The 22,162-nt window shown below is 51.2% G+C and carries 20 protein-coding genes; 5 read left to right on the forward strand and 15 right to left on the reverse strand.

All coding sequences use genetic code 11. The features are described 5' to 3' along the window. Window positions 1–82: 82 nt before the first annotated feature. From NT140_08830 to NT140_08840, 3 genes are read right to left on the reverse strand one after another with little or no spacing between them, the layout of a single operon-like run. Window positions 83–823, reverse strand: coding sequence for an ABC transporter ATP-binding protein (locus NT140_08830; GenBank protein MCX5831975.1), 741 nt, complete (start codon window positions 821–823; stop codon window positions 83–85). After that, window positions 820–1,629, reverse strand: a complete 810-nt coding sequence (cbiQ, locus tag NT140_08835) for a cobalt ECF transporter T component CbiQ (GenBank protein MCX5831976.1) — start codon at window positions 1,627–1,629, stop codon at window positions 820–822. Before cbiQ ends, NT140_08830 begins: the two co-directional genes overlap by 4 nt. Window positions 1,630–1,658: 29 nt before the next feature. Beyond that, window positions 1,659–2,699, reverse strand: coding sequence for an energy-coupling factor ABC transporter permease (locus NT140_08840; protein ID MCX5831977.1), 1,041 nt, complete (start codon window positions 2,697–2,699; stop codon window positions 1,659–1,661). 211 nt (window positions 2,700–2,910) lie between these two features. Here NT140_08840 and nikR point away from each other — a divergent pair, with 211 nt between their 5' ends. Further along, window positions 2,911–3,327, forward strand: coding sequence for a nickel-responsive transcriptional regulator NikR (gene nikR, locus NT140_08845; protein MCX5831978.1), 417 nt, complete (start codon window positions 2,911–2,913; stop codon window positions 3,325–3,327). A 251-nt stretch (window positions 3,328–3,578) separates the two neighbouring features. Here nikR and argJ read toward each other — a convergent pair whose 3' ends face one another. Together argJ and secA are read right to left on the reverse strand one after the other, a co-directional pair. Continuing rightward, window positions 3,579–4,778 carry a bifunctional glutamate N-acetyltransferase/amino-acid acetyltransferase ArgJ gene (gene argJ / locus NT140_08850; GenBank protein MCX5831979.1) on the reverse strand — a complete coding sequence of 400 codons (1,200 nt, stop codon included), beginning with the start codon at window positions 4,776–4,778 and terminating at the stop codon, window positions 3,579–3,581. A gap of 4 nt (window positions 4,779–4,782) precedes the next feature. Next, a complete protein-coding gene (secA, locus tag NT140_08855; protein ID MCX5831980.1) occupies window positions 4,783–7,308 on the reverse strand; it encodes a preprotein translocase subunit SecA in 2,526 nt (841 codons plus the stop codon). Window positions 7,309–7,560: 252 nt separating this feature from the next. Here secA and fusA point away from each other — a divergent pair, with 252 nt between their 5' ends. Beyond that, entirely contained in the window at window positions 7,561–9,639 is a 2,079-nt protein-coding gene (fusA, locus tag NT140_08860; protein ID MCX5831981.1) for an elongation factor G, read from the forward strand. 6 nt (window positions 9,640–9,645) lie between these two features. Then, window positions 9,646–10,134 (forward strand): MogA/MoaB family molybdenum cofactor biosynthesis protein, encoded by a 489-nt coding sequence (locus NT140_08865; GenBank protein ID MCX5831982.1) that lies wholly within the window; start codon window positions 9,646–9,648, stop codon window positions 10,132–10,134. Between the two features lie 8 nt (window positions 10,135–10,142). Here NT140_08865 and NT140_08870 read toward each other — a convergent pair whose 3' ends face one another. Continuing rightward, window positions 10,143–10,454, reverse strand: coding sequence for a LapA family protein (locus tag NT140_08870; protein MCX5831983.1), 312 nt, complete (start codon window positions 10,452–10,454; stop codon window positions 10,143–10,145). Window position 10,455: 1 nt separating this feature from the next. Further along, window positions 10,456–10,944, reverse strand: a complete 489-nt coding sequence (locus NT140_08875; GenBank protein ID MCX5831984.1) for an HIT domain-containing protein — start codon at window positions 10,942–10,944, stop codon at window positions 10,456–10,458. 200 nt (window positions 10,945–11,144) lie between these two features. Here NT140_08875 and NT140_08880 point away from each other — a divergent pair, with 200 nt between their 5' ends. After that, a complete protein-coding gene (locus NT140_08880) occupies window positions 11,145–11,519 on the forward strand; it encodes a hypothetical protein (protein MCX5831985.1) in 375 nt (124 codons plus the stop codon). Here NT140_08880 and NT140_08885 read toward each other — a convergent pair. The 8 genes from NT140_08885 to NT140_08920 all read right to left on the reverse strand — a co-directional run bounded on the left by NT140_08885 (window position 11,482) and on the right by NT140_08920 (window position 21,041). Next, on the reverse strand, window positions 11,482–12,963 hold the full coding sequence (locus tag NT140_08885) for an MlaD family protein (GenBank protein MCX5831986.1): 1,482 nt from the start codon (window positions 12,961–12,963) through the stop codon (window positions 11,482–11,484). The two genes, NT140_08880 and NT140_08885, sit on opposite strands and share 38 nt — an antisense overlap. A gap of 19 nt (window positions 12,964–12,982) precedes the next feature. After that, entirely contained in the window at window positions 12,983–13,729 is a 747-nt protein-coding gene (locus tag NT140_08890; GenBank protein ID MCX5831987.1) for an ABC transporter ATP-binding protein, read from the reverse strand. 12 nt (window positions 13,730–13,741) lie between these two features. Beyond that, window positions 13,742–14,521 (reverse strand): ABC transporter permease, encoded by a 780-nt coding sequence (locus NT140_08895; GenBank protein MCX5831988.1) that lies wholly within the window; start codon window positions 14,519–14,521, stop codon window positions 13,742–13,744. Next, window positions 14,522–14,644, reverse strand: a complete 123-nt coding sequence (locus NT140_08900; protein MCX5831989.1) for a hypothetical protein — start codon at window positions 14,642–14,644, stop codon at window positions 14,522–14,524. Window positions 14,645–14,708: 64 nt separating this feature from the next. Then, the gene (locus NT140_08905) at window positions 14,709–15,482 is read right to left on the reverse strand and encodes a hypothetical protein (protein MCX5831990.1); all 774 of its coding nucleotides are present in this window, start codon (window positions 15,480–15,482) and stop codon (window positions 14,709–14,711) included. A gap of 91 nt (window positions 15,483–15,573) precedes the next feature. Then, window positions 15,574–16,719: a branched-chain amino acid ABC transporter substrate-binding protein gene (locus tag NT140_08910; GenBank protein ID MCX5831991.1), complete on the reverse strand. Its 1,146-nt coding sequence runs from the start codon at window positions 16,717–16,719 to the stop codon at window positions 15,574–15,576. Window positions 16,720–16,845: 126 nt separating this feature from the next. Then, the gene (alr, locus tag NT140_08915) at window positions 16,846–18,795 is read right to left on the reverse strand and encodes an alanine racemase (protein MCX5831992.1); all 1,950 of its coding nucleotides are present in this window, start codon (window positions 18,793–18,795) and stop codon (window positions 16,846–16,848) included. Next, window positions 18,792–21,041 (reverse strand): adenylate/guanylate cyclase domain-containing protein, encoded by a 2,250-nt coding sequence (locus NT140_08920; GenBank protein ID MCX5831993.1) that lies wholly within the window; start codon window positions 21,039–21,041, stop codon window positions 18,792–18,794. The genes alr and NT140_08920 overlap by 4 nt, the downstream gene beginning before the upstream one ends. Before the next feature lie 295 nt (window positions 21,042–21,336). On the opposite strand from NT140_08920, the gene NT140_08925 reads away from it, so the two are divergent. Further along, a complete protein-coding gene (locus tag NT140_08925) occupies window positions 21,337–22,158 on the forward strand; it encodes a Stp1/IreP family PP2C-type Ser/Thr phosphatase (GenBank protein MCX5831994.1) in 822 nt (273 codons plus the stop codon). Window positions 22,159–22,162 lie beyond the last annotated feature (4 nt).

Consider the following 22,162-nt stretch of genomic DNA (forward strand, 5'->3'; position numbering starts at 1 on the left):
AAAAGTAAGAAAAGTGAAAAAAAAGAAAAAAAAGAAAAAAAGAAACACCGCTGTCAGATACGGGGAAATGATGTAAGGGTTATCAGGCACGTCTATTTTGTCGTGACAGGGGCAGCTCCAGGTTGTTTTCTTCCAGCAACGTCTGGTTGGCAAGGATCTCTGTTGACGGGCCGTCCGCAACTACGGCGCCGTCTTTGATCACGATACAGCGCTTGCAGACATCGAGGATAAGGTCCAGGTCGTGCGAGGCTATGATCTTGGAATGCGCGAAGGTCTTGAGCAAGGTGATGAGCGAGCGTCGCGACTTGGGGTCAAGGTTTGCCGCCGGCTCATCCATTACGAGGATGTCCGGTTCCATGGACATGACCGCGGCAATGGCAACCGCGCTCTTCTGTCCACACGAAAGGTGATGCGGCGGTTTATCGCACAGATCAAGACTATTCACCAAGCGCAGGGCTTCGTTGACCCGTTCCCGTACCGATGTTTCGTCCATTCCCAAGTTCAGGGGACCGAAAGCGACATCGTCAAAAACCGTGGGCATGAACAACTGGTCATCGGGATTCTGAAAAACTATCCCCACCTTCCGCCGGATGTCCTGCCGAGACTTTTTGGTAACAGAAAGATCGCCGATGTTCACCGTGCCCGACGTCGGCAGCAGGTAGCCGTTCATGTGCAGAAGAAGGGTGGATTTACCGGCTCCGTTGGCGCCGACGATGCCGACCGATTCACCGTGGGTGATCCGGAAACTGATTCCTTTGAGCGCTTCCGTCCCATCTGGATAGCGAAAACAAACGTTTTTGAACTCCACAATATGATGGCTCATCGCAAAAGCTCCTGGGCAAAGCGGCCGATTTGCTCGGTGACGCGGAAAAAACGGAAGACTGCCAGCAAGGCGATCGTCGCCGTCAGAAACGCCAAATCGCCCGCCTTGATGTGGGATTGATTGAGACTCAGAATGTCGCCGTGAAACCCCCGGGAGAGCATGGCGTAATAGATTCTTTCGGCACGATCTACTGTTCTGAGAAAGAGGATGCCGATGAGGCGCACGAAAACCTTCATCTTCGTTCCGCGCTTGCCGAAAGACCGCATGTCCCGGGCGCGGGTGATCCGCATTGCCTCCTCCATGAGTACAAAGATGTAGCGGTACAGAAAGAGAAGCTGCGCAGTAAAGAGCGATGGGAAACCAAGTTGTCGGAGGGCATGGCAGACACCAGGGAAGGAGGTTGTCGCGATAAGCAGGATTGCCGCGCTGACCGTGAGTGAAAATTTCAGCATAATCGCGGTAAAAGAGATCCACCCGGCCGATATGGGGATTCCGGCGATGACGGCGGCCGTCCTGGTGTCCAGCAGGGGGTTGAATATACCGATGAAGATGGCAAAGGGCGATACGAGGAGTATCTTCTTGAAAATGAACAGAATCGGGATTTCACCGATAGTCATAAGCAGCACGGGAAACAGAAAGAAAGGGAACAGCGCCACGACCTCGTATTTGGGAAAGGAAACGACGGTAAACAGAAAGAGCATCGTAGCGATTACCTTGGCCCGCGGATCAAGGCGGTGAACGCAGGTGTTCTGATAGGAGAGCCGGTCCAGGCGGCCGATATTGAAGTATTTCTCGTCAAAGGTCATGGGTCTGTTCCAAAGCTCCTGCCTCGCCGTTAGCCCTGCCTGCGCCGGACAACCCTGATTCCCAGACCGATGAGCATGATCGTGCCGAGGACAATGGCCGCGCCGAGGATACCAGCTACAGAGGTCCCGGCCTCGATTCCCGGCCAGGAAGGAGGCGCTTCCGGCTTTTTCGATTCCTTTCCGGCCGGCTTGAAACCGTAATCGGGCAGGAAGGCCGTCTTTTCCTGGAAGCCCTTGAGGGCCGCGATAATTCCGTGCCCCTGTTCCGCCAACTCGCCCTTGCCCGTAACCTTCTCAATGGACCATTCCAGGCCGTCGGGATGGGTGGAAGCAAACCATGAAAGCGCCCCACCCGTTATGACTACCAATACTGCAAACGTTACCATGACCTTCTGCAACGAAACTTCAGCCCCCAGAGGGCGGGATAAGGCGATGCTGTCGAGGAGCTCGGGTCTGGCACTTAGCACATAATTGATTACACCAGCGGTCACAAAACCTTCCACAATACCGATGGCCAGGTGGATAGGTTGCATCATCAGCACAAAGGCGCCGAACGGCAGTTCACTTTTACCGGACATAAGCGTCTCCATAACGACGGAAAAAGCGCCGAGCTGCAGGGCCATGATGGCGCTCACGATGGATACAGCCACAATACGCCCCGGACTTTTACTTTCCCCAATCCACGGCTTGTAGATGAGCGGATAGACCAGAAAACAGGGATAGAAGCCCAAGTTCCAGATATTGCATCCCAGGGCAAGCAGACCGCCATCGGCAAAGAAGAGCGCCTGGACCGTAAGCACCGAGGCCATGACGAGAAAGGCCGCATAAGGCCCCAGAATAATAGCCAGTATCATCCCTCCCCCCAGGTGCCCGCACGATCCTGTGCCGGGGATCGTGAAATTGATCATCTGGGCCGCAAAAATAAAGGCACCGAGAACACCCATCAAGGGGATCATCTTGTCATCAATCTGTTTTTTCAGTTTCTGCGCTGCATAGCCGCTAACCGCAACTGTACCGGCCCAAAATGTTGACCCCACGGCGGGGGAAAGTAAGGCATCTGCCATGTGCATAGTTGTTCCTCTGTGCCACCTTTTAAGGATTCGTAACACGAGATTGATTTTCTGTCAAGAAAACTATTATTCCGGGGCGGGAGAAACCAAACAAAAAATAAGCTTTATTTTTTTAATCGTCTATGACAATTATTTAGTCGTTACAACAGCGATACCCGCCTTCGCGGGGACAAGCATTGTCTAATAGTCTTTTTATTGAACAGGAGGGAAAATGGAGCTTACCCGTTTTGGCGTATCCATTGATGATGGACTTTTAAGCCAATTTGACCAGCTCATCACCAACAAGGGCTATACAAACCGTTCCGAAGCCATCCGCGACCTGATACGCGACAGCCTGGTACAGACGGAATGGGAATCGGCGACCCAGGAAACCATCGGCACGATCACCCTCGTCTATAATAGTCACACCCATGAGCTTTCCGATCTTCTCACGCGCCTGCAGCATGGGCATTACCAGGCCATCATTTCTACTACCCATATCCATCTCGATGAAGAAAATTGTCTGGAGGTGCTGATTGTCCGGGGCCGAGGCCAGGACATAAAAAAAATCAGCGACCAAATGACCAGCGCCCGGGGGGTAAAACACGGTCGCCTCAGCCTGACAACCACGGGCAAGGATATCATTTGAGCGGGAATGCGGCATGGAGGCCGTCGGGCTGACCATCAGGTAAACTCAATAGATGTGAATTAACTTGCATAGAGACTTTGAATTTTACCATATCACGGCCCCCGTCGTCATTCCGGTGGAAGCCGGGATCCAGTATTATCAATAACTTCCTGGATTCCGGTTTCCACCGGAATGACATATTCGGTAGAAATTCAAGGTCTTGCATACACTTAAATATTTGGAAAACAATTGGCGGCTGTCCCCAATTATATTTACGTGTGATAATGGGCGTTTAATTTAACGTAATCAAAACCAAGATCAGAGGTGAGGATGCGGAATTTTTTGTTGCCTGCGGCCAGGTTTACGCGGAGATTTATGTGGGGCTGGGCCATGATCTCAACCAGTCTATCCTCGGAGCCGGTCACGCCGGCGCCGTCTGCAAAGACGGCAATGTCTTCAAATTTTACCTCCATTGCTTCGACGTCCACATTGATCCCGATAGAACCGACGGCGGAAATAATCCGTCCCCAATTAGGATCGCAGCCAAAAAAGGCCGTTTTCACCAGGTTGGAATTGGCAATGGCATAGGCGGCTTTCTTTGCTTCGGCGGTGGATAAAGCACCTTCAATATTGACCTCAATTACCTTGGTGGCGCCTTCTCCGTCACGGACAATAGCCTGCGATAATTCATCCATCGCCGAGAACAGCATCTCCCTGAATATGGATGAATCTCTCGTCCGCAGCTTGATCGGGCTGTTGCGGGCCACACCGTTGGCCATGATGATCGCGGTATCGTTGGTGCTCATGCAGCCGTCAACGGTAATGGCGTTAAATGTCCTGTTGACTACCTGCCGGAAAATACTCTGTAACGCCGTAGCTTCGATTTCGGCATCGGTGATGAAAAACGCCAGCATGGTCGCCATGGTGGGTGAAATCATCCCGGCCCCTTTGGCGAGTCCGCAAAGGGTGACCTCTTTATTTCCGATCAGGGCTTTACGCAGTGATACCTTCGGAAATTTGTCCGTCGTCATAATCGCCTCTTCTGCGGCAGCGATACCTTCCGGACAAAGTCCGGCCGTCAATCCGGGCATGCCCAGGGTAATCTTTTCTACTGGCAGGCGCTGACCAATAACACCGGTTGACGCTACCAGGACAAGCTTATCCGGGATGGACAAGCTTTCGGCAGCCGACTTGGACATGTTCAGTGCGTCCCGGTAGCCTTGCTCACCGGTGGCGGCATTGGCATTGCCGCTGTTGGTTATAATTGCCTGCGCCCGGCCGGATTTTATTCTTTCCCGGTCCAACAGCACCGGCGCCGCCTTAAAGCTGTTGGTGGTAAACATTCCCGCGGCCTTCGCCGGCACAGTGGAAAAGAGCAGCGACAGATCCCTGCGCCCATCCGCCTTAAGGCCCACATGTATGCCGTTGGCTAAAAATCCCGGCACCGTGATTGGTTCAGTGATCATGCTCATATGATTATTTCCCGCAACATTTTTTATATTTTTTCCCGCTGCCACAGGGGCAGGGGTCATTTCTGCCGACCTTTTCCCCTTCCCGCTTGATTGTCTCGGGCGCTTTGATATCTTCACCCCGGCTCATAATATAATCGCGCTGGGATTTCTCCCGCATTTCTTCGATTTCTTCTTCCTTCTGAATCTGCACCATGCAGAGCTTGTTAATGGTGTCATCCTTGACCCGCTGCACCATCTCCATAAACATTTCGTAACCCTCTTTCTGGTATTCACGGATGGGGTCCTTCTGACCATAGCCCCTGAGCCCGATGCCCTCCTTCAAGTGGTCCATCGCCAAAAGATGATCCTTCCACTGGCTGTCAATGGACTGGAGCATGATAACCTTGCGCAAATAATCCATGATGGGTTGGCCGAAGGCATTTTCCTTATGAACAAGCAGAGATTTCGCGGCCGTCACTATCGTCTCTTCAATCACGGCGGCGTTCGGTTTCAGATCATCAGGATGGGCAGCCAGGTCAACCTTCAAGGAAAACTGTTTAAAAACGGCATCTTCCAAGGCTTTAAGATTCCAGTCATCAGGATTAGCGCTTTCGTCCACATATTCGTCCACGAGATTACCGGTAATTTCCGCGATCATTTCTTCATTATCCGATGCCAGCTCTTCACCCTTCAGGACTTTTTTGCGCTGTTCATAGATTACCTGTCTTTGTCTGTTCATGACATCGTCATATTCCAGCAGGTGCTTGCGTATCTCAAAGTTCTGACCCTCGACGCGTTTCTGGGCGTTTTCGATCGCCCTGGAGATCAGATTGTGCTCAATGGGCTGATTCTCTTCAATGCCGATCCGGTCCATTATGGAGGAAATCCTTTCCGCACCGAAGATGCGCAAAAGATCGTCTTCCAGAGAAAGGTAAAATCGTGAAGACCCCATGTCCCCCTGCCGCCCGGAGCGGCCGCGCAACTGGTTGTCAATGCGCCGGCTTTCATGCCTTTCTGTCCCCAGAATATGCAGACCGCCGAGTTCCGCCACCCCCTCGCCCAGTTTGATGTCAGTGCCGCGGCCCGCCATGTTGGTAGATATGGTGACCATGCCCTCCTGCCCGGCCTGGGCGACAATCTCGGCCTCCCGCTCATGGTTCTTGGCATTCAGGACGTGATGCTTGATACCGGTACGGCTCAGATATTTACTCAATAATTCGGACTTTTCGATGGATATCGTACCCACCAGGACCGGCCGCTTCTTTTTGTGCAGTTCCTTGATTTCCTCAATGACGGCATTGAATTTTTCCACCTCTGATTTGTAGATAACATCGGTGTGGTCGGTTCTGATCATGGGCATGTTCGTGGGCATGACGATGACGTCGAGATTATAGATCTTTTTGAATTCCGGGGCCTCCGTATCGGCCGTACCGGTCATGCCGGCCAGTTTTTTGTACATGCGGAAATAATTCTGGAAGGTGATGGACGCCATCGTTTGATTTTCATTCTCGATCTTGACCTTTTCCTTGGCCTCGAGAGCCTGATGCAGACCATCGCTGTAACGCCTGCCGGGCATAACTCTGCCAGTAAACTCATCCACGATGATTACCTGACCATCCTTGACGAGATAATCTACATCACGCTTGAAGAGCGTATGGGCCTTGAGGGCCTGGTTCACATGATGCAATACCTCGATATTCTTGGGTTCGTAGAGATTGCTGACCTTAAGTAGATCTTCAACATGGAGTACGCCGTCTTCCGTAAGCACGACGACGCGGCTCTTTTCATCAATAGTATAATCCCTTTCAATCTTTAGTCTCGGGATGATATTATTGATCCGGTAATACTTGTCCGTTGATTCCTCGGAAGGACCAGAAATAATCAGCGGTGTCCGGGCTTCATCTATGAGAATGCTGTCCACCTCATCCACGATGGCATAATAAAACTCGCGCTGGACGTAGTCATCGAGATTGAACTTCATATTGTCGCGCAGATAATCAAACCCGAACTCATTATTGGTGCCGTAGGTAATATCGGCGCTATAGGCCTGCCGCCGCTCATCATCATCCATCCCGTGCACGATCACACCGACGCTAAGACCGAGGAAACGATAAATCGGTCCCATCCATTCGGAGTCCCTTTTGGCCAGGTAATCGTTGACTGTAACTACGTGGACGCCTTTGCCCTTCAAGGCATTCAAATAGATGGGCATGGTCGCCGCCAGGGTCTTGCCTTCCCCTGTTTTCATCTCCGCGATCATACCTTCATGCAGGGCCAAACCACCGATGACTTGAACATCAAACGGCCGCATCAACAACGTCCGGCGGGATACCTCCCGGGCGACGGCAAAAGCCTCCGCAAAAATGTCGTCCAGTTCACCACCGCTATCAAGTTTCTCCCGGAAGTAAGGCGTTTTGGCCTTCAATTCGGCATCACTACAAGCCAGCATCTGAGGTTCCAGGTCATTAACTTCTTTCAGGAGCAATCCGAAGCGTTTTAACTCCCGATCATTTTTGCTGCCTACGATTTTTGTCAAGATCCTGCTGAACACATCTCCTCCTCTTAAAATAACCGGTAATGTCACCAGTTTACCAATAGTAAAGCCGGGGAATAGTAACATAATAATGTTATAAGTCAAGGTGAAGAATCCTTTTGGGCATGGCCACAAACGTTCACTCTGGCGGAGCGTAGTGACTAATAAGCGTGAATGCTGATGAAAATTATCTTGACATTAAAATTGCTTGTAGGCTAAAAAGCGCCTGCATCTTGAACCATTAATGTTGTGGATTTGAAAGGGGCTTTCATGGCAAAATATGAATCAAAATCGCTTAAAAGTATAGCCGTTATCGGACATGGCGGTACGGGTAAAACCTCACTGTGTGAATCGCTGATTTATGTTGTCGGCAAATCGGATCGCCTGGGTCGCGTTGATGACGGAACGTCTTCCCTGGATTATGAACCGGAGGAACAGAGGCGACGCATTTCCATCAGCGCGGCAACAAGCTTTCTGGAATGTGACAAACAAAAGATTACCATCGTTGACACCCCCGGCGATTCCAACTTTGCCTATGACACCAAAAATTGCCTCCAGAATGTTGACAATGCGCTCGTTGTTATAGATGCCGTCGGCGGCGTGGAATTTCAGACAGAAATGGTCTGGGAGTACGCGAAAGAATTCAAACTGCCCAAAGTTGTCTTCATAAACCGGATGGACAGAGAAAGAGCGGATTTTTTCAAGGTTTTAGAAAGTATCAAGGCGCGTCTTGGAGACAAGGTGACACCGATATTTCTGCCCATCGGTGTAGCCGATACCTTCCAGGGCATAGTGGACCTGCTCGAAAATAAAGCCCTTTTCTTTGATGACCCGAAGGGCGCCGCCAAGGCGGGAGATATCCCGCCCGATATGAAGGACATTGTTGAAGAATACCGCAACAACATGACGGAAGACATTGCCGAGTGTGACGAGCAACTGATGGATAAGTATCTCAGCGACGGTGAACTGAGCCTCGAGGATTTAAAAATCGGCCTCAAAATGGGCATTTCCTCCGGGTCTTTTATACCGGTCATCTGCGGGTCGGCTACCAAACATATCGGAGTCGTCTCGTTGATAAACATGATCATCAATCACCTCCCTTCCCCCGTTGATCGAGGGCCGCTATCGGGCAAACTGCCCGGCACTGACACTTTGGCGGAAAGACCGCCCGATGCTGCAGCGCCATTTTCGGCGCGAGTTTTCAAGACTATCGCCGATCCCTATGCCGGTCGGCTGACGCTTTTCCGGATCTATTCGGGCACCTTAACTCACGATACGAGTGTCTTGAACAGCACCCGCAAGGTTAACGAGCGTATCGGCAATATCTTCTACCTGGATGGCAAGGTGCAAAAACCGGCTGAAGCGCTCGTCGCGGGCGATATTGCCGCAGTGGCCAAATTGAAGGAAACCGTCACGGGCGATACCCTTTGCAACGAAAAAGCGCCGGTCATTTTTGATAAAATTACCCCCACCCCGGCCATCATGTCCTTTGCTATTGAGGCTAAATCGAGAGGCGACGAAGAAAAGATTGTTTCGTCAATCCACCGGCTGATTGAAGAGGATCCCACGCTGACCTTCACTATAGACAGGCAAACGAAAGAGATGATCCTCTCCGGTATGGGGCAGGTTCATATCGAAGTCACGATTGAAAAAATGAAACGGAAGTTCGGCGTGGAAGTTGTCCTTAACACACCCCGGGTGCCTTATAAGGAAACGATAAAAGGCAAGACAACCATTCAGGGAAAATACAAAAAACAATCAGGCGGGCGCGGTCAATTTGGCGATGCCTGGCTGGAGATTGAACCGCTTCCGCGTGGTGCGGGCTTTGAATTTGCCGATAAAATCGTGGGCGGCGTTATTCCGGGGCAATATCGCCCGGCTGTAGAAAAGGGCATCGTCGAGGCCATGCTGGAAGGAATTCTGGCGGGCTACCCGATGGTAGACTTAAAGGTTTCCTTGATAGATGGATCTTATCATACCGTTGATTCATCGGAAATGGCATTTAAGATCGCCGGTTCCATGGGATTCAAAAAGGGTGTTTTGTCCTGTCAGCCGACATTATTGGAGCCGATGGTTAATATCAACATTGAAATTCCCGAAGAATACATGGGCGATGTCATGGGCGACCTGAACGGCAGGCGGGGCCGCGTGCTGGGCATGGACAGCAAGGGGTCGCACCAGATTGTCAAGGGGCTGGTTCCTTTGGCAGAAATCCTTAAATATGCTCCTGATTTGCGATCCATGACCAGCGGCCGGGGAACCTTCACCTACGAACATTCCCACTATGATGAAGTGCCGCCGTACATTGCCGAAAAAATTATCGCCGAAGCCAAAAAGAGCGAGGAGTAAATGACGATCAGGGCCGGCGTTATAACTGTTAGCGACAAGGGTTCCCGCGGTGAACGGGAAGACAAAAGCGGCGTGGAAATAGTCAAGATCCTGGAAAGCCAGGGTATTCAGGTGAGTCATACCAGGATCATCCCTGACGAAGAAGATTTGATTCGTCTGGCGCTAATTGAATACGCCGACACTAAACAATTAGACTTGATCCTGACTACAGGCGGCACGGGGGTAAGCCCGCGTGATGTGACGCCCGATGCGACCCTGCAGGTGATTGATAAAGAAGTGCCGGGGATGGCGGAAGCAATGCGGCGGGAAAGTGCGGCGCTCACGCCGCATGCCATGATATCAAGGGCTGTAGCGGGAATAAGGGGGCGTTCGCTCATCATCAATCTCCCCGGCAGTCCCCGAGGAGTGCGGGAAAACCTGGCCGTTGTCCTGCCCGCGTTGCGGCATGCCGTGGAAAAAATCAAAGGTGATGACAGCGATTGCGGATCAGGGTAGCAAAGGCTTTAAGGCATCAATTGCTCCGCTTTTTCAACGTCTTCGGTGCCTGTCTCCTGGGTGCGCATTTCTCTTCTCAGGTCGCGCACTGTTTTACTCAACTGCCGGTTCGTTTTCGTCAGTTTTAGCCTCTCCACGAGTCCCATCAGGCCGGTAAAAATAACTCCCGCCAGAAAAGCAATAAACATCAGCATATAGGTCGGCAAGTTCACATCGAGAATGTCATAGTATTTGAGTGGCACTGGGGAGGCATTCTGGAGAGAAAAAGAAATAATAAACATAACGACGCAAACAACGACAACGGTAAAAAAAACCTTCATTTCAGCCCTCCTGAAGAGATATTCTCCCAAAACATGTTAAAAGTTTATTGCGCGTTTCCATAAGATCTTCCGAAACAACGCGCGTTGCGCCTGTAACGGTTATAAAATTATGGTCGCCGCTCCAGCGCGGCACTATATGGGTATGGAGGTGATCATCCACGCCGGCGCCGGCAACCTTTCCCAGGTTCATACCCAGGTTGAACCCATCGGGTTTCATGGTTTCTGTAAGCACCGCCAGACAAAGATCAACAAGATCAAAAATCTCCACCTTTTCCTCGGCAGTAAGGTCATGGATTTGCCCCAGATGACGGAACGGGATGACCATTAAATGTCCACTGCTGTAAGGATAACGGTTCATCAACACATAGGCGGCCTTTCCTTCCCACAACACAAAATCATCTTCCCGCAATGAGTTCTTGCAAAAAATACAGCCGTCGGGCTTTTTACCTCTGATATAGGCGCTGCGCCAGGGTGCGTAGATAGCTTCCATGATAATGAGTCCTACTTATTCTACTAACATTTGCTCTGCATCTGCCGTGGATTATAGCGATAAGTCACAAAAAGACAAGCTAATTTTCCGGCCAGGTTGGGTGCAATGAAAACCGCGATTTACAAATTACTCAATACATTACGCACGGTCAAGCACGGTGTTCTTTTCCGGGGTGATCTGGGTAGAATAGAGAACTGGCAATGATCACTTTAGGCTGGCTTATGCGTCGGGTGGAGGAGTTTTTTCGCACCCGTGACGTGGCGTTGCTTCTGGGAGAGGACAAGGCGGCGCCCTGCGATCCCGTCTTGGTCACGCATGGGTTCAGCAAGGACAAGCGGCCGGATCTCAAGCAGTTCATTTTATCTTTGCTATGCGTGGAAGGCAATCTTCCCTGCCACGCAGGAGAATCATCCGGTCAGGATACCAGTGACAAGGAACTGAGAAAATGGTCAAAAAATGTTTCAAAAAGTGCGAAATATAGGTTACAAGAACGTTGGACACCAGTTTTCACCGGTGTGACGACTTTGTTGGGGCGTTTCATTTCGGTATCGGCGTGGTGGTCAGCAGGTATTTGAGATCGTCATCCTCAAAGCGGATGGAAAGCCCGACATAAGGGGAGCCGTTCTCCTGATTGCTGATGAAATCATCCCATCCGGCCGTGAAATAGAGGTGTTTGAAAAAACGATACTCGGCCGCGGCTTTCAGGTGGGCACGGCGATCTTCAGCAAAATCAAAGGCTTCAAAAGATAACTTCAGGTTGTCATTCAAGGCCATGTAGTCCATGCCGAAACCGCCGGTAGATTCAAAAAGACCGCCTCGCAGCACCACATCCCTGAAGCGCTTGCCGATTTGGGCATTAAAAAGGAAACTATTTTTGTCCCATGTTTCCTGGCGCGTGGTTACGCCGGCGGTGGTTACGTCTTGGATGGTCCTTTTTCCTCGCGGATCGGCAGTAATGCCCAGAATGTAAAATTTGTCCAGAGTGGGTTGCAGCCTTATATCCAGATAACTCTTCATGTTACTCTTGCTGGTAAGATATTCCCCCCGGTAGCTTAAAAAAGTACGGAATTGCTCGGCCTTATTCACATAACGGTTGATACCGGCCAGCCCCTGGTTAATATTGTTGACCGTATCTTCTTCGTTGACTAATTTGCCTATCGTACCCTTGCCCTGATTAATCTTGTCGGTTACCTCCTGGAGAGAGGCGAGGGTCTTATTCAGACGGTCCACCGTGGTGCTTTCTTTCAGCAGTTGACCCACCGTGCCCTCCCCCTTCTTCATGCCTTCAGAAATATCGTTGAGGGAGGCGAAGGTGTTCTGCATCTGCTGGGAAGCGCCCTTCAATCCATCCAGAACCTGCGTAATTTTATCGCTGTTATTTGCGACCACCTGATTCAGGTTGCCCGTTAACTCGCGGCTGTTATCCAGCGTGGCGCGGAGCGCCGCCTCATTATTCATGACGAGGGCATTAAGATTCTGCGTTAACAGGCGCGTGTTTTCGATAATTGCGCTGAGCGACTGCTGTCCCTGTTCACCGGCCAAAACCTTGCTCAGAGATCCCGTCAGCAACTTGATATCCTCGGCGATCAAGGCTGCCTGTGTAAGGAGCTTGTCTATATCCGCGCTCCGCTCCGTCAGGCTGATCATACTTCCCGGCTCCAGAAAAGCCTGGCCTTTGGAACCAGGAATAATATCTACATATTTATCTCCCAAAACACCATGTGTCTTAATGGCGGCGGTAACGTCTTTTTCTAACTGGACTTCCGGAGCGATGCGCAGGGTTACGAGGGCTCTGCCATCTTTGAGCCTGATGGATTCGACCCGTCCTACTTCCACCCCGGCGATCTGGACGGAGGCGTCCCGGCCCAGGCCGGCCACGTTGTCAAAAAAAACGTCTACCGTGTATCCCTTCTTCAGACCTAAGCCGCCTTTGCCAACCTGGACGGACATGTAGCCCAGGATAATAAAACCGACTAAAACAAATAAGCCTACTTTGGCCTCTGAGCTGATGGAAAACATGCTTGCCTCCGTTTACTTCCTAAATTATCTTTATCGGTCCGACCGTGCTGCCGGAAAGAAATTGCACGATCACCGGGTTTGGGGACGATTTTATCTCGTCCGGGCCGCCGTAGGCGATTATTTCCCCTTCGTAGAGCATCGCTATTTTGTCGCTGATTTTAAATATCGAACCCAGGTCGTGACTGATGACAACGCAAGTTAAGTGGAGCTTGTTCTGGGTCTCCATAATCAGTTGATTGATCGCCTCCGTCATGACGGGGTCCAGACCTGTCGTGGGTTCGTCAAAGAGCACAATCTGCGGATGCAGGGCGATGGCTCTCGCCAGGCCGACCCGTTTTCTCATGCCGCCGCTTAGTTCCGAAGGCAACTTTTGCTCAATACCCTTCAGTCCCACGGCCTTGAGTCGGTCGGCTACAATCTCCCTGATTTCTCCCTCTTTCAATTTCGTATGTTCACGCAGGGGGAAAGCCACATTTTCGCCGACCGTCATTGAGTCGAACAGGGCGGCCTCCTGAAAGAGCATCCCGAATTTCTTTCTGATTTCGTTTAATCCTTTGTCGTTCAGCTTGGTGATATCAACGCCATCAATCAGCACTTCACCGCTGTCCGGCTGCAATAGTCCGATGATATGCTTCAGGAGGACACTTTTGCCGCCGCCGCTTTTGCCGATGATAACAGTGGTTTTGCCATCCTCGATGTCCAGATGGACGCCTCTCAGGACATGTTGTTTGCCGAATGATTTATGGACATCTATTAGTTTGATCATGATTTCCGTATATTAAAACATAATGGCCGTCAGAAAATAGTCGCTCACGAGAATCGAGACGGAAGCCAGCACGACAGCTTCCGTAGTCGCCCGGCCGACGCCTTCCGCGCCGCCCCGGGTGTTAAATCCTTTGTAGCAGCCGATCAGGGAGAGAATAAGGCCAAAAACGGCGGCCTTGATGAGGCCGTTGTAAATGTCCTCCATATCCAAATGTCGGATAATATTTCTTACGAAGCTGCCGGAATTGATTTCCAGCAGCTCCACACCCACCAGATAACCTCCTGCAATGCCGACGAAATCGGAAACGACGGTCAGAAAGGGAAGCATAATCACGCCCGCTATAACTCTGGGTACAATCAGGTGCTTGACGGGGTTGGCGGCCATTACGTAAAGTGCGTCTATCTGCTCCGTGACCCGCATGGTCCCGAGTTCGGCCGCCATAGCCGAGCCGGCGCGGGCGGTGACCATCAGGGCGGTCAGCACGGGACCAAGCTCCCGCGTCATACTGAGCGCCACAGCCGTACCCACCATGCTCTCGGCACTGAAGAGCCGGAAGCCGTGATATGATTGCAGGGCCAGAACCATCCCCGTAAAAGTTCCCGTCAAGACGACGACAAAGATGGATTTCACTCCGACAAATTCCATTTGTTTGAAGATGTTTTTGGCTTTCAAGGGGGGGCGCACCATCCACGTCAAAACGGACAGTAACAGGACGATGATTTTTCCAAGCTCTTCTACAGATGCCAGGGTTGACTTGCCCAGATGATCTATCAGTGCGGATATTATCTTCATTTACAGCGGACCCCTTTTATCGGCATGGGCCAAAAGCGCATAGTCAATGATCCGTTCTGTCAGGTCGGCTTGCGTTATGCCCACCGCGGCCGCCTGGTGGAAAAGGAAGGTGGAGGGAGTCAATCCGGGCGTACCCCTTGAATTTGTTGAACCAAGTTTTCCAACTATTCTACCGGGCTTCCTTTGCTTAGAAGCTGACCGTCAAGGCAAGGTAGGGCCCGGCAATGTTCCCGTTAAAATACGTGTCGCTCTGATCTATGCGTAAAGCGATGATTTTATATCCGGCGTGAATGTCGAGGAAAGGGAATGGCGTAAGCGAAAGATCGGCTAAAGCCTCGTACAGATGATTTCCCGAGTAGGCGATGCCCGTGACCTCCGCCCTGGCTTCCAGGATATTAGCGAGAATGCCGATATGAGCGGCAGCGCCGATCATAGGGATGGGGGCCTTCAATGTGTTTTCTGCCTGTTTTCCGCCACCAGATAAGCTTGCATCGGCCTCAATATATTTTACCTTGCCGATGGCACTGATGGAAAAACCGGCCAGGATGTTGCCCGTGTCAATGACATCGTATTTATAGGCCACATCGAGCATCCTTATTTTCAAGCTGGATTCTACCGCAACCCCTGTGGCAAAAGAAGTGCCGTCGAAATTGATTGGACTGGAAAGTGTAGAGGAACCGGAATAATCAGCCTGAGTATACAACAGGCTCACATGCTGCTTTCCCAATCCGCCAAAGACCTCAATTGCCGGGTAGGCTTTGGTGCCCATGCCAAGATCGTCTTTTACATTGAACTCCGTTCCCGGCGTGCCGCTGGCGTCTACTTTCATATCTGTTTTCAATGTCGGGAACCAGTAATAGCCCCTTGCGCCGATCTCAAAGGCCGATGCCGTGTTGGAAAAAGCGATGACCATGACAACGCCTGCCGTGAGTGAAAGCAATATCTCAAAAAACCTTTTCATAAATACCTCCGTAGTTAATTAATTTCCCCGTGTTGTTGTTGGCGCTACTGATGACAAAATATTCGCAAAATAGCAAGATAAACAATGTTGTTTATTTCGTGAAAATCCCGTATTGCAATTTGCGCTGCAGGATATACCGGCCCTGATTATCTACACGGTAAACGGCATGCAGGTCATTGACCACGTCGCCTTTTAGATCGAAGCGGATGTTACCGGTCAACCCATCCTTCTTGTTATATTTGGTGTGCAAGTATTCAGATAGCAATTTTGAGTCGGTTGTCTTCAGTCTTTTCACGCTTTCCGTGATAGCGGCGAAGGCATCACCCGCAAGCAGGGCGTAAGCGGAAGCAGGTCTGGACTTGTATGCTTTCTCATAACTATTGATGAATTGCCTGGTCCGCGGAGCATCTATGTCTTTTACCCGTGGCATGCTCAAAAAATAGAATCCCTCTGCCGCCTTTACGCCTGAAATTTCAGTCAGCCTGCTGCTGTCTACCGCATCCCCTCCCATAAAGATAACCTCATGCCAGTCCATTTGCTGACGACCTTTGAGGAGTTGAGCGGCCTCGGGATAAAAACCGGCAAAAAAGACGAAATCCGGACGCGTATCTTTGGCTTTGGCAAGAATGTCGGAATAATCCCCTTTGCCGGGAATCAAGGCATCGTAAAAAACAGGGGCGGCCTTGCTGTCATCCAGAAACTCTTTGATAGTTTCGGCTAATCCTTTTCCATAAAGGCTGCCGTCATGCACAATCGCTATCCTTTTCATTTTCATCTTCTGCATGACCCGGACGGCGGCTTTGGCCTGATTATCATCACGCGGACAGATTCTGAAGAAACGCCCCAAGCCTCTTTCTGTCAGGGGAACTGCGGTGGCGCCATAGGTTATCTGCATGATCCTGTTTTGATGGAAAACCTGTTGCGTGGCTTCGGTGACCGCAGAGGTGTAGGAGCCGATGACAGCTATGACGCGCTGCTGGACAAGCCGTTTGGCTGCTGCTCCGGCTGTCTGAGGATTTCCCTGATCGTCTTCATAGATCATCTCAATTTTTTTCCCTAAGATACCGCCGTGGTCATTGGTATTTTGGGCCAGCAGCTCCACAACTTGCCTCGCTTCCATACCCTCTGCCATGTAGTCTCCTGTCAGTGGCCCGATAAAACCAATTTTAATCGGTTCGACCGCCCACACAGGATGAGCAAATAACAAAATGATGAGCAATAAATGTAATTTTTTCATGATGGTGCCTATCCTCCCCCGTTTCCTATTCTTTCTTTACTTTATGTGCGCTAACTTACTAACCCCGCTAAACGGGATAAGTAAGTTTACGAATTTGCCTTCTACCCGAAAGCAAATTTTAACTTACTAATAATCCCAACAAAACGTCACCCCGCTCGTCGGAAACACCCAATCGTTTTTATGGACGCGCAAATTGATACTTTCTCTCCCCCTGATCAGGGTCGGATAGGGGTGTTTGCCGGCGAAGAATGGTATCTCTCTGACATTAGCAAGATTAGTTCCCTGCCAGTTAAAGGTAATGTCCAGACCCCGGATGGGGTAGATGAGGTAGACAGAAAAATCGCGGTTCTTCCTGGATTTTTTGGTCATAATCTCAATTTCTACTTTAACTTCGCGGCCTGTTTTTTCTGCAAGGTCTTCTCCGCCGCACCAAGTCTCGTAGCCCCGAACCGTCATTTCCGTTTTGAACAGGGGGATGTCGGCATCATCAATGCGCACCCGCTGGATCCGGAAGTCGCGGGCGGCCTGCAGTTCGTCCTCGCTGTTTAAAAGCCAGCGGTACTCGCAGCGGGGGTCCTCTAAAAGGGCCGCCAACTGTTCGTTATTTTCAGCGCAACCGATCATGAATATATCGGCGGTCAATGTCTTGCGATATGCCACTTTCGTGATGACTTTAAAATATTTCCGGCACGTCGGATCAGCGGCAACCTCGGCTGCCGAAAATTCTTCCAGGCGAATGTCATAGCGAAAATTGCTGCGCAGCTCTAATTGCCTGTCTTCCTTGCCGAAAAAAGTTTCCAGCATGGCGAAATAGATAGCGTCGCCGAATTCCGCATCGTTTACCCTCGTGTGCAGGCAGCGACGGATGACATTGTCCAGACGGGAAACGGATTTTTCCTCATCAGGGATAAATATCCTCTTCAGGCGCGGTTCTACAGAATCAGCCTTGCCCTTCTGCAGAAAAACCCGGGGGGCGCGTTTTCCCAGGGCGCAAAGGATTTCGTAACTGATCGTCCGGGCCTTGGCGGCAAGTTCGTCGGCAGTAATCTCCTCTCCGCCTTGGCATCCCAGCAGGACAACTTCGTCGCCGATCAGCACGTCCGGTATATGACTGACATCCAGCGTACACATGTCCATGGAAACGCGTCCCACCACGGGCGCCCGTCTTCCTCTGATCAGGACTGCCCCCCGATTGGAAAGGAGCAGCCCGTATCCGTCGCCGTATCCTACCGGGATAGTGGCAATTTTCGTTGGTCCGGAGGTAATAAAAGTACTGCCGTAACCGATTCTGGAATTAGAGGGGAAATCTTTTATCAGCAGGACTCTGGTTTTAAAGCTCATAACCGGCGTCAGACTGGCCTTGGTCGTGGTTTCCGGGGAGGGATGAACCCCATAGGTCATCAGGCCGGGACGCACCATATCCAGATGAAAATCGGGATAATTAAGGATGGCCCCGCTATTGGCTATATGCCGTAGGGGGATGGTAATATTATGTTCTTGCAGCTCCCGGAGCAATTCCTGGAACAAGCGCCACTGGTCATCGTTATAAGCCGTCGTTGTCTCGCTCTGGGCCAGGTGGGTGAAAATACCCTCGATATGAACATTGGAAAACCCCATGATTTCCTGAATCATCGCGAGGGAGTTCTGATACATCGTTCCTCCCCGGCCCATCCCGGTATCAACCTCGATATGAATACGGGCCTGCCTGCCTGCCTGATGATATTTTTCTTGTAGATTCCGGGCAAAATGGAGGTCCGAGACGGAAGGGATGAGATTATACTTGATAATCTCCTGAATATCCTGGTTTGTTGAGGGACTGAGGATGATTATGGGGGCCGAGATGCCTCCGACTCGCAGTTGCACCCCTTCATCGGCGTTGGCGACGCCCAGTGCTGAGGCGCCACTCTGCAGCGCGACATGAGAGATTTCGATGGCTCCATGACCATAGGCATCTGCCTTGACCACCTGGAGAATCTTGACCAGCGGGCCCACTAATCTTCTGACTTCAGTAAGATTACTGGTAAAATTATCAAGCTCGACTTCCACCCAGCTCCGGTATTGCGGTTCCGCCATCATTTCCTCGTCATGGTGAAAACGCCATCCCATGGTTGAGGAGGCGGATTTTCCTTCAATTCCTGGCAGCGCGTCAGGTAGAGCTTGGCGGGCGGGTCGTCAGGTCTGATTTCCATAACCTTTTGGAAAGTGGCAATCGCGTCATCCCAGCGGGCTTGCTTGTACAGCGAAATCCCTGCTTCAAAATGCTGCACGAGGGGCTGCACCGTGGCGGCATCCTTCTTTTCACAGAGGATCTCATAGATTTTCACGGGCAGCTTTTTCCCTTTGACCCGCACGGCGTCCAATTCCCGGCAGCACAGATCGTCTTTCACAATGGCGTAGGTGAATTCGCTGGTGACGATATTGGTGCCATATTCCTTGTTGATGCCCTCCAGCCGCGAGGCCAGGTTCACGCTGTCGCCCATGACGGTATAGTCAAAACGCATCTGGGAACCCATATTACCCACCACCATATCGCCCGTATTGATGCCCACGCCGATATTCATGGGCGGCTTGCCCTCGGCGCTCCATTTGACCTGGAGCTTCTTCAACGCCGCCATCATTTCCAGGGCAGTCTTGCAGGCGCGCAAAGCGTGATCCGGCTGGTCAAGGGGTGCGCCATAGACTGCCATGATCGCATCGCCCATGTATTTATCCAGCAGGCCGTCGTACTTGAATACGATATCCGTCATGGCGGTAAGGTATTCGTTCAAGAGATGCACGAGCTCTTCCGGCGTCAGTTGTTCCGATATGGTCGTAAATCCCCGGATATCGGAGAACAGGGCCGTCAGTTGCTTCTTGTCGCCGCCCAGTTTGAGCTTGGTCGGATCCTTCAGCATCTCCGTGATTACCGAAGCCGTCAGGTAATACTGGAAGGCGTTCCGGACCTTCTTCTTCTCCCTCTCCTCGGTCATGTAGCGGTAAACGGTGATACCCAGATAGACGGTAAGCATCGTCAATACCGGATAAACCAGATTGAGCCATATATTGTAGCGGGAAAACAGAAAGACATTTACTATGAAAAAAGCGCCCGTAAAGAGGATGGCGATGAGCATCCCCTGAATGGCCTTTACCCTCGGGATGATAGTACCCATGATGAGTCCGAAGACGATGATGGAGACGATATCGAGAAACTTTATCCACCAGGATTGTCTCAGGAAATTATTGTGCAGAATATTGTCAATAACGGTCGCATGGATCTCCACACCGGGATAGACGGCGCTGAAAGGGGTTACCCGCAGGTCATAGATGCCCGTAGCCGTAGCGCCGACAATTACGATTTTGCCGCGGAGTTTTTCCGGCGGGATGCGGTTGGCGATGATGTCGGCAATGGAGTAGTGCGGGAATGTCCGGGCAGGGCCTAAGTAATTGACGAGCACCCGGCCCGTGTCGTCAGTAGGGATCTCCACCTTGTCAATGGTTACTCCCTCGACGCCAAATCCCCCCAGGCGCAGGAGGACCGTGGGGAAGTCCATGTACTGGGTCAAGAGCGACAGAGCCAGGGATGAGTAATAGCTGTCGCGAAACTTGATGACGAGCGGCGACCAGCGGATGGCTCCGTCGCTATCGGGAAAGGCATTGAAATAACCGCTGTTTTCTCCCGCGGCGGATATTTGTTTCAGATTCGGCACCGCCGCATAGGCATGGATTATGGCAGCTTCATTAACATTTTTAGCGGCTTTGACCATGGCATATTTGGAGCTTACGATATCCTCCTCGGAAGCTTCAATATCCTTGGCCGTAAGATGACCAACCTCCTTGGCGGAGGTATGGAAAAAATAGCCCAGGGTAACATTCTTGGCCGTTTCAATGGCCTTGGCGAAGGCGCCGTCCGTATCGGCCAATTCCATTTTTTTGCCCATCAGGGCCAGCAGCCGGTTGTCAGCCAGACCCATTTTTCGGGCTTCCTGCGCCAATTCGTTAATCGTTTTCAAACTGGAGTTCTCATCCGGTTCGGCAAAAACAACATCAAACCCAACTGCTTTCACGCCGTTTTTCTGGAGCGTCTCGACCAGCCTCGCGAGCGTTGTCCTGGGCCATGGCCAGCGGCCCAGCTCCGTCAGGCTCTTTTCGTCTATCGTGGCAATAACCGTTTCTCCACCAGAGGGAAGCGCCCCCCGGGAAAGGATTCGCAAGTCCAGGGCCTTCAGTTCCATGAAGCGCAGGAAAGGAGCGTCAAAGAAGAATAGCGTGACCGCCAGCAGGATAATCAGAACGGTAATTTTCAAAGGTGAAACGGAAATCAGTTTTTTTAGTGCGTTATTCATCTTTCAGCCCCTTGACCTCGGTAAAAATTTTGCAAATCATATCAGAGAAGCGAGTAAAGTCAAGGTAAACTGGTCAAGAAAGGCCGGGCGTTATATTCCATTGGCAAATGAGTGGGCCAGGGGTGATTTACCGGCGGCCACATAGCTGACCTGGTCATGATAAACGCGTTAAAAACTTGACAAATCAGGAGGGTTGTGCGCCACTTCAACAAGGTCGCCGCCGTTTGCGAACATAAATGCGTTATCAGCATGGCAAAGAACTGGCAGACGATCTCCGCGAACTTGTGAAGGCGTTATGATAAAAAGATTTCAGTTAATGGCAGTCGGACAAACAAACGTGGGCAGAGTCCGGAAAAACAACGAGGATGCCTTTACCCTTTCGCTGGATAAAGGCTTGCTGATTGTAGCCGACGGCATGGGTGGCGCTGCTTCCGGCGAAATAGCAAGCCGTATGGCCGTGGACGTGATCAGAAGTTACTTTAACGAGTCGGCGGCAAGCACCAGGACTCCCCTTATCGGGAAATATAATGACGATTTTACCGATATCACCAACCGCTTGGGCTCTGCGATCCGCCTGGCAAACATGGCCATTTACGAAGCGTCCCGGAGTAACGCTCAATGGCATGGCATGGGAACGACCATTGTATGCGCCCTGCTGCATAACCGTAAGCTGTGCATCGCCCATGTGGGCGACAGCCGGCTTTACTTGATTCGTGCCGGCGACATAGAACAGCTCACGGATGATCACTCCGTCGTGGCCGAGCAGGTGAAGCGTGAACTCATCAGTCGAGAAGAGGCGGAGAAATCTGAAATCAGGAACATACTGACCCGGGCCGTCGGTACAGAAGCCGAAGTAGCGGTGGATCTCAACGAGCTGAACTTGCTGGGTGATGACATGCTGGTCCTCTGTACCGATGGCTTGACCAATATGGTTCGTGATGAAGAGATCCTCTCCGTGGTGCTTGCCGGGCAAGATCCAGCTGTTGCCAGTCAAAGGCTTGTTGAGATGGCCAACGAGGCAGGGGGGCGGGATAATATTACCGCAGTTGTAGCGAACATCCTCGAAGAAAGCTGGCTTTCTTCGTTAATCAATTTTTTCACCAGGCGCAGGAGGTGAAACA

Source organism: Deltaproteobacteria bacterium (assembly GCA_026388415.1).
Classification (GTDB): domain Bacteria; phylum Desulfobacterota; class Syntrophia; order Syntrophales; family JACQWR01; genus JAPLJV01.